This window comes from Arsenicibacter rosenii (assembly GCF_001870735.1).
In the GTDB taxonomy this organism is placed as follows: Bacteria; Bacteroidota; Bacteroidia; order Cytophagales; family Spirosomataceae; genus Arsenicibacter; species Arsenicibacter rosenii.
The window spans coordinates 108,707-121,647 of the sequence record NZ_MORL01000004.1 but is presented as its reverse complement, the minus strand read 5'-3'; the positions used below and the strand labels follow the sequence as shown (position 1 = coordinate 121,647).

10 protein-coding genes are annotated in these 12,941 nt (G+C 49.5%); 8 read left to right on the top strand and 2 right to left on the bottom strand.

The window, feature by feature from the left end; all coding sequences use genetic code 11:
* Window positions 1–51: 51 nt before the first annotated feature.
* The 5 genes from BLX24_RS09565 (at window position 52) to argB (ending at window position 4,582) form a co-directional block, all read left to right on the top strand.
* A complete protein-coding gene (locus BLX24_RS09565) occupies window positions 52–663 on the top strand; it encodes a hypothetical protein (protein WP_071502909.1) in 612 nt (203 codons plus the stop codon).
* Window positions 664–794: 131 nt separating this feature from the next.
* Complete coding sequence (locus BLX24_RS09560) at window positions 795–1,532, top strand: alpha/beta fold hydrolase (RefSeq protein ID WP_071503198.1); 738 nt, start codon at window positions 795–797, stop codon at window positions 1,530–1,532.
* Window positions 1,533–1,694: 162 nt separating this feature from the next.
* Window positions 1,695–2,828 (top strand): aspartate aminotransferase family protein, encoded by a 1,134-nt coding sequence (locus tag BLX24_RS09555; RefSeq protein ID WP_071502908.1) that lies wholly within the window; start codon window positions 1,695–1,697, stop codon window positions 2,826–2,828.
* A 10-nt stretch (window positions 2,829–2,838) separates the two neighbouring features.
* Entirely contained in the window at window positions 2,839–3,801 is a 963-nt protein-coding gene (locus BLX24_RS09550) for an N-acetylornithine carbamoyltransferase (protein ID WP_071502907.1), read from the top strand.
* A complete protein-coding gene (gene argB / locus BLX24_RS09545) occupies window positions 3,794–4,582 on the top strand; it encodes an acetylglutamate kinase (protein WP_071502906.1) in 789 nt (262 codons plus the stop codon). Before BLX24_RS09550 ends, argB begins: the two co-directional genes overlap by 8 nt.
* 44 nt (window positions 4,583–4,626) lie before the next feature.
* Here argB and BLX24_RS09540 read toward each other — a convergent pair whose 3' ends face one another.
* Window positions 4,627–5,148: a C40 family peptidase gene (locus BLX24_RS09540; RefSeq protein WP_071502905.1), complete on the bottom strand. Its 522-nt coding sequence runs from the start codon at window positions 5,146–5,148 to the stop codon at window positions 4,627–4,629.
* Window positions 5,149–5,741: 593 nt separating this feature from the next.
* Here BLX24_RS09540 and BLX24_RS09535 point away from each other — a divergent pair.
* From BLX24_RS09535 to BLX24_RS09525, 3 genes are read left to right on the top strand one after another with little or no spacing between them, the layout of a single operon-like run.
* The gene (locus BLX24_RS09535) at window positions 5,742–6,953 is read left to right on the top strand and encodes an ROK family transcriptional regulator (RefSeq protein ID WP_083421892.1); all 1,212 of its coding nucleotides are present in this window, start codon (window positions 5,742–5,744) and stop codon (window positions 6,951–6,953) included.
* 1 nt (window position 6,954) lies between these two features.
* A complete protein-coding gene (locus BLX24_RS09530) occupies window positions 6,955–8,397 on the top strand; it encodes an alpha-L-fucosidase (protein WP_071502903.1) in 1,443 nt (480 codons plus the stop codon).
* Window positions 8,398–8,431: 34 nt separating this feature from the next.
* Window positions 8,432–10,099, top strand: coding sequence for a beta-N-acetylhexosaminidase (locus BLX24_RS09525; RefSeq protein WP_071502902.1), 1,668 nt, complete (start codon window positions 8,432–8,434; stop codon window positions 10,097–10,099).
* Window positions 10,100–10,193: 94 nt separating this feature from the next.
* On the opposite strand, the gene BLX24_RS09520 is transcribed toward BLX24_RS09525, so the two are convergent.
* Entirely contained in the window at window positions 10,194–12,755 is a 2,562-nt protein-coding gene (locus tag BLX24_RS09520; RefSeq protein WP_083421891.1) for a DUF5686 and carboxypeptidase-like regulatory domain-containing protein, read from the bottom strand.
* Window positions 12,756–12,941: the final 186 nt, after the last annotated feature.

Genomic DNA, 12,941 nt, shown 5'->3' with positions numbered 1-12,941 from the left:
TTAATTACGTTTGGGCGTTCAAACCGTAAATTCACTAAAACAACACAATTTATGAAAACGTTGACTCGCAACGCCTTTTTTGCCTTCGCTGCTGCTGCCATGATGACTGCTTGTAGCCGTCCATATGCCACTGTTCAGCGTACACAGACAGAACGCTTTTATTCGGCAGCGAAACCGGCACCGGCAGCAGAAGCCAAAGCTGTAGACGTCGCTGTAGCAACACCGGTAGAAGCACCGGCAACGACCGAAGCACCAACCGCGGCGCAGGTTGAAGCGACTAAGCAGGTAGTTGACCAGATTGAGGCATATGCCGCAAACAATAAGGAACTGGCGTCGAGCAAAAAGCTGGAAAAGCGGATGGCCCGTGTGAAGCAACTGCTGAACGAAGCCACAACGGCTAAATCGCTGAACACGCTGCAGACAACGAAGAAAGCGACGCTGATGGAGCGCATGATGACGAAAAAGATCGATAAGCAGATCAAAAAACACATGGCCCCTGACGAAGCGAAAGTAATGGACCGCGCTACGCGCGCCGGTATCATCATCGGTATCGTTGGTTTGTTATTGTCGCTGCTGTTTGGTGGTGTATTGGGTCTGTTAGGTCTGCTGATGCTGATCGGTGGTATCGTACTGATTCTGGTTGGGGTACTGCGTACGGTATAGGTACCGGTACCGGATCACGTTAACGCGCTTTGGCACGTGCGAGATAACTCCCGCGGGAGACGTCCCGCCCGTGCCATTCTTATTTTTAACCAACAATTTACTTTTACCGCAGCCTTTTGGTTGCCAGCTATATGACAGATCAACCCACACTTTGCCTGATTCACGGTCATGGCGTAGATCCCTCGATCTGGGATGCGGTGTACGACGAATTATCAGCCGACGTTCAGATCATAAAGCCCAATTTTTCAACCTCCTCAAGTCATGAAACGGTTGAGGCCTATGCCGAAGAACTGTATAGTCTGCTGCAAACGGCCGGCATACAGAAGGTTGTGCTGATCGGCCATTCGATGGGCGGCTACATAGCGCTGGCATTTGCCGCGAAGTATCCGGAGATGATGGCCGGTCTGGGGCTTTTTCATTCAACCGCCTTTCCGGATGACGAAGCGCGTAAGCCAAAGCGTGAACAGGCGATTGCCCGGTTAACCAGCGAAGGGACATCCGCCTTTATCGATTCGGCGGTTCCGAACATGTTTTCGGATGAGCATAAAACATCTATGCCGGCACTGGTTGACGCAGTGGTTACGAAAGGAAAACAACTTCCGGCGGAAGCGTTGATTGCCGGGATAAAAGCCATTCAGGCACGCCCTGACCGGACTCTTGTGCTCAAAAATGCAGCTTATCCTGTGTTGATTATCGCCGGAAAAGACGATAAACTGGTGCCGTTTGAGAAAAGTAAGGAGCTGTTTGATATGCCCTCAAACGTACAGACAACGGTACTCGAACATTCCGGACATCTGGGCATGCTGGAAGAACCGGCTGAATCGGTCAATGCGATCCGGCGTTTTCTGATCAAAGTGTTGGCGGTTTAATGGCCGGGCAGCCCGAATGAGCATGGTGAATACCGAATTGGAAGGGGCTCAGGCCCCTTTTTTCGTTTTTTTCAATGATTTAGGGTACATAATTTGTAAACTTGCAATCTTTTCTAATTATCCTGTTGAATTATTCATTCAGGGCTACTATTTGTTCAGACAATGTCACAACTCTTTAATGTTTATCCGCTGTATGATATCGAGCCTGTGCGGGCACAGGGGAGTTATCTGTGGGATTCAAAAGGCGAACGGTACCTCGACCTGTATGGGGGCCACGCTGTCATCTCTGTAGGGCATACCCACCCACGATATGTCAGGGCAATTACTGAACAATTAAACCGGATTTCGTTCTACTCAAACTCTGTCAGGATACCGTTACAGGAAGAACTGGCCGAAAAACTGGGCGCGTTGTCGGGTTACCCTGAATATGCGTTATTTCTCTGTAATTCAGGTGCTGAAGCCAATGAAAATGCCCTTAAACTGGCGTCTTTTCATAACAAGCGCACGAAGGTAGCAGCGTTCCGGAAGTCATTCCACGGCCGGACCGCCGGTGCGGTTGCGGCTACCGACAACCCGTCGATTGTGGCTCCGGTAAACTACAGCGAGCACGTAACATTTTTGCCTTATAATGATGTAGAGGCAGCCGTTGCCGGAATTACCGATGAGGTAACAGCGGTTATAATCGAAGGCATTCAGGGCGTAGGCGGTATCCATGTGGCAACGGATGAGTTTCTGCAAACGCTGCGCCGCCGGTGTGATGAAACCGGCGCGGTCCTGATCCTGGATGGTGTGCAGTGTGGATATGGCCGTTCCGGAAAGTTCTTCTCGCACCAGTTCAGCGGCATCGAGCCGGACATTATTTCGATGGCCAAAGGCATGGGCAATGGCTTTCCGATTGGTGGTATCCTGATTTCGCCGAAGTTCAAGGCAAGCTATGGTTTGCTGGGCACTACCTTTGGCGGCAACCATCTGGCCTGTACGGCCGCGATTGCCGTACTCGACATCATGAAAGACGAAAACCTGATGGATAACGCGGCGAAAATGGGTGATTATCTGATGGATGGTCTGCGGCAGGTTGGCGGCTACAAAGAGCTGCGCGGCCGGGGCCTGATGATCGGAATTGAGTACGATTTCCCGGTCGAGACGCTGCGGAATACCCTGCTTTTCGAGCACCATATGTTTACCGGAGTTGCCGGTAAAAATACCATCCGGTTGCTGCCGTCGCTGGCGTTGGGAACCGACGAAATCGATCAGTTTCTGGACGCTTTAGCGAAAGAGGTTAAAGCAACGGTTTGATTAGCAAAAAATGACCAATTTCATTTCCATTCACGACGTAACAGACCTTCAGGCACTGATCAAATCAGGCCTGGAGGCTAAAGAAAATCCCTTTGCCGACCAGCATCTGGGAAAAAATAAAACCATCGGCCTGATTTTCTTCAACTCCAGCCTGCGGACCCGCCTCAGTACTCAGAAGGCCGCGCAGAATCTGGGGATGAATGTAATGGTGCTGAACGTAGGACAGGATAGCTGGGGCCTTGAACTGGAAGACAGCGAGCTGGGTAACCCCGTGATTATGAACGGCGATAAGGCCGAGCACGTTAAGGAGGCCGCTGCGGTTATGGGCCGTTATTGCGATATCATTGCCGTACGGGCTTTTGCCGGACTCCAGGACCGCGATAAGGATTACCGTGAGCAAGTCATGACGCAGTTTGTGAAGTATGCCGGTGTTCCGATTGTAAATCTTGAATCTGCAACGCGCCATCCGCTGCAATCGCTGGCAGACTGCATCACGATTGAAGAGTTTAAGACGAAAGCCCGCCCGAAAGTGGTGCTGACGTGGTTGCCTCATTTCAAGCCGTTGCCACAGGCGGTTGCCAATTCATTCGCCGAATGGATGAATCACAACGATGTCGAACTGGTGATAACGCACCCGGAAGGATACGACCTTGCGCCTGAGTTTGTGGGGAATGCGCAGGTAACGCATAACCAGAACGAAGCCTTTGAGGGGGCCGACTTTATCTACGGCAAGAACTGGTCATCGTATACGCACTATGGTCAGGTGTTGGTGCAGGATCCGTCATGGGCGGTTACGATGGACAAAATGCGGTTGACCGATAACGGTAAATTTATGCATTGCCTGCCGGTACGCCGGAATGTAAAGGTAACGGATGAGGTGCTGGATAGTCCGCAGTCGATTGTGATTGATCAGGCCGCCAACCGTGAATGGTCGGCGCAGGCGGTGTTAAAAGAGATTCTGCAGAATGGGTAAGGTAACGGTCATCAAAATCGGCGGGAACGTCATTGATAATCCGGAGGCGCTGAAACGGTTTCTGGGGTCCTTTGCCCAACTGCCCGACGACAACGTGCTCATTCACGGGGGCGGGAAAGTGGCGACGCAGGTAGCCGAAAAACTTGGCGTTCAGACAACAATGGTTGACGGTCGCCGCATTACTGACAGACCCATGCTTGATGTGGTCACGATGGTGTACGGTGGGTTGGTTAACAAACAGATTGTAGCGCAGCTGCAGGCGCTGGGAACCAATGCCATTGGCCTCACCGGTGCCGACGGTGGAACGGTTCTTGCCCATAAACGGCCGGTGAAAGAGATCGATTATGGTTTCGTTGGTGATATTGAGGAAGTAAATTCCGGTCAGTTACAGGCTTTTATCCGTCAGGACCTGACGCCGGTATATGCGCCGCTGACCTACGACAGGGAAGGTAATATCCTGAATACCAATGCCGATACCATGGCTTCAGCCATTGCCGTTGACCTGGCAGCACATAATGAGGTGACGCTGGTGTATTGCTTTGAGAAAAAAGGCGTACTGAGTAATCCTGACGATGACCAGAGCGTCATTGCTGAGCTGACACCATCGGTCTATGCTGAATATAAAGCGTCTGGTGCCATCAATAAGGGCATGATTCCAAAACTGGATAACGCGTTCAGGGCGCTGGATAAAGGCGTTTCAAAAGTCATTATCTGCCACGCCGACGAACTGGCTCTGGCGGTGGCTTCGGGGGCGGGGACAACGTTGACCCAATCAGTCTGAAGTGACATAAATAAAAATAAAAAAGGCGGGTTTACCCGCCTTTTTTATTTTTCTGCCAGCAAGGAAACGACTCTGCGAACACCGACAAACCGGCGTTTGTAGTAATCGGCATGCAGCCAGTCATATCGTACGCCGCCATTCCAGGCGGAGTGAATAAATTTAATCCGGTCTCCTTCTACTTCAACAATCATGCCGACATGGCCGATGCGGCTGCTGCCGGCACTATGGCCTTTAAACAGGATCAGATCGCCGGGCTGGGCACTCTCTTTCTCTACTGAGATCCCGACACTACCCTGTGCCGCGCTGGAATGAGGGAGCATGATGCCGAATTTATTGAAACAATACCGTGTAAAGCCGGAGCAATCAAACCCGCGGGGCGATGTGCCCCCCGAACGGTACCGGTAGGAGAGGTGTTTTTTTGCAAAGGAAATGATGTCGCTTACAATCGGAATCTGTTCGTAAAGCGCCGGTTCGGCTGCTTTCGTGTCAACTGCATTGGGCAACGTCTGGGCCTGAACAATGCCAAACGAGACTGCAAGTAAGGCAGTCAGGAGCATTTTTCTCATCTTCTGTTCAAAGGTTAAGTTCAAGTTGGGATTATCCCCGCAAGTCCTCAAAAATAGACCTGAAGCCCTTTAATGCCAAATAATTCTGTGGAAAATATTCTACATGCCAAATAATTTAATTTTATCCTGTTGCTATGCTGTACATTATCAGTGACTTATAAATCTGTTGACTGTGGAATTAAAGCAACAGTTAATGTGCCCAAAACGAATAAAAAAGGTATTTTTTAATTTTTTTAAAAATTATGATCTGATTCTGTAAATAAAATAATAATATTGTACTTCAAATTGTTAAAAGAATGAAAGACCAACAAGCTTTATGAGATAGAACCTTGGTCCACAGGGTTCTATCTCAATAAACTTTGTTATTGAGTTGGTTAAGTAGACACATAACTTTTTGGAAAACTTTTTTTTTCGACGCAATATATAGGTTACTCAATGTTATGAGCCAGCCTGAACGTTGCCGGTTCCGGCAACGTTCGACTGGCTGTTTATTTACGAATGCCGCTCACAAATTCCATCATCCATTCCACTAAAAAGTCCGGTTTGTAAAGGGTGACTGCCCGTGTAGGCTGGCAATGATATCATCAGAAATTATGGAAGAAAGCATTGCTTTATCAGTCGTTGATGCCAAAAAAAATAAGTTAAAGCGGCGAATCATTGACTGTCTGTATCGCGAAGGAAAAGCTACCGTATCCCAGCTCGCCAGGCTTCTTCACACGAGTGTTCCGTCGGTTGCGACGTTATTAGACGAACTAACGGCTGAGCAGTGGCTGCACATGGTCGGTACGGCTGATGCCCAATACGGCCGTAAACCAACGCTTTATTCGCTGAATGCGGCGTACTATGCGATTGTTGTCATTGACATACGGCTCAATGACACGAAGCTGGCCCTTTTTTCGCTCACCAACGAATTACTCTATAAAACAACCTTTACCTTTTCGCTAGGACCCGATTACAGCCGTTCGGATGAGCTGGCGGATGCACTGGCCGATATTGCCCGCGAAATCGAGGTACGGCAGATGCGGGCCATTGGTGTGGGCGTTGCCGTACCAGGACTGGTCGACGGGCAACGCGGGGTTAATTATACCTATCAGCACCTTGATCGGCCCGAACTACCGTTCCGTGAGCTGATCCGGCAGTATATTCTGGCACCAACCTACCTGATCAATGACTCCAAGGCAATTATTCTCGGCGAACATTGGTTTGGCCTGGCCCGTGCCAAAAACCAGGTCATCTCTGTCAATATTGATTGGGGAGTAGGCATCGGGGTGATTACCGGTGGCCGTGTACTGCAGGGCGCTTCGGGATTTGCCGGGGAGCTCGGACACATTCAGGTGCAGGAAAACGGAGAACTCTGTCTGTGCGGAAAAGTCGGTTGTCTGGATACGCTGACAGGTGCTTCGGCCCTGATCCGGCGGGCCAGAACAGGGCTGGACGCCGGACAGGCGTCCCGGCTGGCAGAAGAAAAAGCCGACGATATCGACGTTGAAACCATTATCAACTACGCGAATGCAGGGGATGGGTTTGCGGTTGACCTGCTCACCGAAGTCGGTATGCATCTGGGAAAAGGCTTATCGATAGCCGTGCATTTGTTTAATCCTGAGCTGATTATTGTAAATGGTGTGCTGGCAAAAGCCGAAAAACTCATCAGCCGGCCGATTGAACAGGCCATTGCCAAGTACTGTCTGGCTGATTTCCAGGGAGAGTTGAAAATTGAGATTTCGCAGCTGGGCAGCCTGGCAAAAATGTCGGGTACGCAGGCGTATGTACTTCAATCCTTACTAGAACAAGAACAGATTCCGTAACATGAAAAAAAGCTGGATAAGTGTCGCCATTGCGTTATGCTGTGGCCTCTCCGTACAGGCTCAGCAGCATTCGGAGCAAAACCATTCGAAGTATGTGTGGCCGGCCGACGCTGCCGTCAAACAAAAACTGGGTCAGTGGCAGGATATTAAATTCGGGTTGCTGATGCACTGGGGGACCTACAGCCAGTGGGGTATTGTAGAGTCCTGGTCGTTATGCCCTGAGGATGAGGGCTGGTGCGTGCGTCGGGGACCACATGCCGGAAACTGGTACGAGTACAAAAACGCGTATGAAAAGCTGCAGACGACCTTTAACCCGGTGCGTTTCAACCCGGAACGATGGGCGCAGGCTGCTCAGCAGGCCGGTATGAAGTACATGATCTTCACGACCAAACACCACGACGGCTTTTGTATGTTCGACTCGAAACTGACCGATTACAAAATTACCGGTACAAAATCGCCGTTTGCGTCGAATCCCAGAAGCAATGTAACGAAAGAAATTCTGCAGACATTCCGTCAGCAGGGCTTTATGGTTGGGACCTATTTTTCGAAACCCGACTGGCATACGGAGTATTACTGGTGGCCCTATTTCCCGCCGAAAGACCGGAACGTGAGTTACGATCCGAAAAAATACCCTGAAAACTGGCAGAAATTCAGCGACTTTACCTACAACCAGATTCAGGAACTGATGACCGGCTACGGGAAAGTAGATATTCTGTGGCTGGATGGCGGCTGGGTTCGTCCGGCCAGTACCATTGATTCAACGGTGAGCTGGCAGCGGACCATTCCATATAGCCAGGATATTAATATGGCAAAGATTGCCGGGATGGCCCGTCAGCATCAGCCCGGGCTACTGGTGGTCGACCGGACTGTTTCGGGCGAGTTTGAAAACTACGTTACCCCGGAACAGCAGATTCCCGATCATTACATGCCGATTCCGTGGGAAACGTGTCTGACCATGGGTGACAGCTGGTCGTATATCCCGAAGGAAAACTTCAAGCCGGCCCGCAAACTGGTTCAGACACTGGTGGATATTGTAGCCAAAAACGGTAACCTGTTGCTGAATGTTGCTCCCGGACCGGATGGTGAGTGGCACGAAGAGGCATATCAGCGGTTGACGGAAATCGGAGCGTGGATGACCGTCAACGGAGAGTCGGTGTATAATACCAGGCCGGTTGCGCCCTATCGTCAGGGACAATGGGCCTTTACGGCAAATGACCGGGCTACGTATGCGTCCTACCTGCCGAAAGATGACGAGAGCCACCTTTCAGCAACCATCGAGCTACCCCTTTCGCCGGCAAATGCTAAAACGCAGATCAGCTTGTTAGGCGTGAAACAACCGCTGAAGTGGAAAAAGGCGGGGGATAAAACAATCGTGACCGTTACAGAAACCGCGCGGCAGCAGTTGGCTAACCAGCCGGTCTGGGTGTTTAAAGTGAGCAAATAAATCAATTCCTATAACTCAATTTCTTTTTGACGCTATGAAAAAAACGTTCTTTACGCTGACCCTCGGCGTATTGCTTACTACCCGGTTGGCGCTCGCCCAGACGGCGGATTATGCCATTTTGCCAAAACCTGCCCGGCTGGATGAGCAGAAAGGTGAATTTTCGGTCGGATCGAATCTGACGCTGGTACTGGAGAAAGAGAACGCCGACGTGCGGAAACTGGCCGAATCGCTGGCCGCTCAACTGAAGGCCTCGGCAGGGATTTCGCCTAAGATCAAAACCGGAAAAGGGGGCAGCAACAGTATTTATTTTGATACCGAGCAAAGCGACAAACTGGGGGCAGAAGGCTACTTTCTGAAGGTATCGCCAAAGCAGGTGGTTATCACGGCACAGGAGCCCAAAGGCTTTTTCTACGGGATGCAATCCCTTCTGCAGCTGATGCCGGCCGAAGTGTTCAGCCCGTCGGTTGTGTCGACCGTAAAATGGAAGGTACCTGCGTGCTATATTGAAGATAAGCCCCGCTACAGCTACCGTGGTCTCCACCTCGATGTGGGCCGTCACTTTTTTCCTGTGTCGTTTGTAAAGAAATACATCGACATGATTGCGCTGCATAAAATGAATACGTTCCACTGGCACCTGACGGAAGATCAGGGCTGGCGGATTGAGATTAAAAAATACCCGAAGCTGACGCAGCTGGGTTCGCAGCGTAAGGAAACCATGGCGGGCCGCTATGGCGACAACAAATACGACGGTACTCCTTATGGCGGGTTCTACACCCAGGACGAAATCCGGGAAGTTGTCCGGTATGCGCAGTCAAAATATGTAACGATCATTCCGGAAATAGAAATGCCGGGGCACTCCATGGCTGTCCTGACCGGTTATCCGGAATTAGGCAGCAGTGCCGATAAAATTGTGCCGGTGGCAACCAAATGGGGTGTTTTCGACGATGTTCTGTTCCCGCGCGAAGAGACGTTTACGTTCCTGCAGGATGTGCTGACGGAAGTAATGGACCTGTTTCCGGGGCAATACATTCACATCGGCGGCGATGAGTGCCCGAAAAAGCAATGGAAAGAAAGCCGGTTTTGTCAGGAACTGATGAAGAGGGAGGGGTTAAAGGACGAGCATGAGCTGCAGAGCTATTTCATCCGCCGGATCGATCAGTTTATTACCGCAAAAGGCCGCCGGATGATTGGCTGGGACGAAATTCTGGAAGGCGGCTTATCGCCGAATGCAACGGTTATGAGCTGGCGCGGAACCGAGGGTGGGATTGCTGCTGCCAAACAAAAGCATGATGCCATTATGACGCCGGGCGGTTTTTGTTACCTTGACCACTATCAGGCCGATGCAAAAACACAGCCGATTGCCATCGGTGGCTTTACGACGCTGGAAAAAGCCTACTCCTATGAACCGACACCGGCCGAACTGACCCCGGATGAAGCCAGACATATCATTGGCGTTCAGGGTAACGTATGGACTGAATACATGCGGATTCCGGAGTATGTAGAATACATGACGTTTCCACGGGCAATCGCGCTGGCCGAAGTGGGCTGGACCGAAAAAGACCGTAAAAACGTAGACGATTTCAAGCAACGCCTGGAGCTACACAAAAAGCGTCTGGACTATCTCAACCTGAACTATTTTGGTGCTCCGATCAACGGTAAATTCAATTACCAGTGGCCGAAAGAAACTGCTCAGAAAAAGTAGTAATACGCGTAATCATGAATTAGGTTAAACAATTTATTGAACAAATGTTAGTAATGGCGCGGCATGACCGCGCCATTACTTTTTGGGGTAAACCCTAAAACGAAATCGTAGCAGCCACCTTAAGGGCAAACGGGCTGACCATTGTATTGTCATTATACGTCAGTCGGTGAATGGCCTGAATCTGAAAAAACTTAAATATATTTTCAATACCATACCCAACTTCCACATAGGGTTTTGCGCCGTCAGGCATACCAAACCGGGTAGGGGTTTTCCCGTCGGGTAATGGGTCTTGCGTGTCAAATTGTTGGTTTTCAGAAGACCGGCTTCCCCAAAGAACATCTGCATTCACAATGAAACGCCAGTTAAGCCGACGAATACCTGGCAGACTATTAAACAGTAAGCCCTCAAAGCGATGTTGCACATGAGCGGCTATAAAGCGATCACTGGCAAACTCAAAGAATTGCAATCGGTTGAAAGCAAGGCCCGAATAAATTAAGGCGGGGTTTCCTACATGTGCGAACAGTAACGGAACGGGTAAATGGGAGGGTGTAAACCCTGTAGAGAGCAGATAAGAAAAGCGCCCTGATGCCCCCAAACGGAGCGATTGCTGCGCATGCAGGGTGAACCGGTCATAGTGAAAATCCCCGCCGAAGTACTGTAAGCTTCGCGTATACCGGAAGGTAAGAACCGGAGCGCGTTTGGTGCCTAACGTTACCCGTTCGTTGCCATTTATCAGGTATTTTTCTTTTCTTGCTAACCGGGCTTCAAACGTCCAGTATGAGTCGTAGATAGTCGATTCCAACGGCGACAAATCTCCTAGTGTTGGTTGTAAGCGGTATCGGAATGGAAAGAGGGGATTAAAAATACGGCTTCCTAAGGTGGCTGTCAGTAAGATACCGCGGACAGGTTCTGTACGCATAAATAATTCATCCTGTGTATTCTGATAAGCACCGCCTAGCCGGCCGAACCGATTGAATGCATACACCAGATGATTTCTGCCTGTCGATTCGGCGTTAAAGCCTAGCCGCTCAATGTCTTTCGTGAGGCGAATACCGGCCACTGTCCATCGTTGCCGCGAAAACAGATACGATAATTCGGCCGTGTATTTTATCTGCCGGTCAAGGGTACCATAAGCTAAATACCCTTTAATGATCCAGTTTCGGCTAAACTGGTCATTGGTTCTTAACCCAATCCGCATTCTGAGTCCTTCCATCCGGTTTACGGCCAGCATATAAGGATAAGGCCCTATGTCGATACCGCCAAGTCTGTAATAGCCTGTTAATAATACCTGACCTATATTTTCTGCGGTTTTAATGACAGGAACATCACGGAGTTTATCAATCATTTCACGGGCCTTCACATCAACCTCAGACAGTGAATCGGCACCGGCCAGGTTTTTCCGGGCTATCTGCCAGTATGTGTCATTTGCGGTGGCTACGGTGTCACTCGGTTCAAGGGGCTGTTGGTAGAAGTAAAGCGGGCGCGGTTTGTTGATGATGTAGTTACTGCTGCGAAGCACGACAGCTGCCTGTAAACCCGATACCTGTTTGCTGACGCCGGCTATGCTGGCAGATAACCTGATAACAACAGGAAGCCATCCGGCATGACCAGCCGAAATGCTATCGTTAACTGGCTCCAGCTCCTGTTCAATCGTGATTGCTTGCACATAATTCAGGTTAGCTTCATTACCAACATGCGCTTCAATCTGACATAATGCGTAAGTAGTGGTATCAATCCAGGCTTTACCGGTAAACGCAAGATCTTCTTTTCGTTTGGGATCAAATTGAATTTCATAGCAGATATGATCACCGATCTGAACAGTATCGGCCAGAAAAAACGTATACCAGACTTTCCCGTTCTCTCCGATGGGAGAGGCGAAGTCTTTTCCAAGTATAGGTATGTAGGTATTATAGAAATTCTGGCTGAGCAAGTTGGTGCTTCCTAATAGTTGAGAACTAAACTCTCCATCGTCAACAGCCACTCCTTTGATACGTGTTTTGAGCATATGATCGCGGCTACTTTGCGGATTGCTGCGGTGGTAGTAGCGGGAAACCGATTCGGAGACAAAGAAAGGAAGCAAGCGTTGACCATCATCGCCGATCAATGAGTCACTGCTCATGGCTGCCTCTATTCGTTTAAACAATCGGCTCTTGGCATGCTTTTTCTGCCGGTCGCTAAGGGCAAGCTGCGTTTTAATGTAATTGTCACACTCGTAAGCAGCCAGGCGGTTTCTGTCGTTCAAGTGGCGGTTGTTCCGGATATTGCGCAGGATGCGGAAAGCCGGGTTTTCTCCGGCTTTAACAATAATTTCCTGTAAAGCAGTCCCGCTAACCTGTAACTGAATATCGATTGTCTGAAATGGGCGTTTCCGGTTAATCGCCTGATGATATAAATGATAGCCTAGAGAACTCGCTATAATGGTATCGGAAAGGCTTTTTGCCTGTAAAAGATAATGGCCTTGCTCATTGGCAACAACACCGGTTCTACGGTCTGCCAGCATCACACTGGCAAAAGGAATTGGTTCGCCAGTATGAGCATCTGTAATGATGCCGGTGATCGTGAATGAAGCAGGTAGTGGATTGGATTGTCCACAGGCAACCGAAAGTAGTATGCAAGATAATATGAACTGAGTGGTGATAAATTTTTTTATGTTCATGTCTTTAGCAGATTGTCTTGCTTAGAGACTCATGATTTTCCGCGCAGGTTGGAATTCAAGGATAAATGAATGTGAACGTTAAAAAAATATATATGAAAGATATATTATATGCTATAAAATCATGGGAAGGGCATTAAACCTGGCAAAGAAATTATTTCCTGCAGATGTTGACTGTAAACAAAAAGA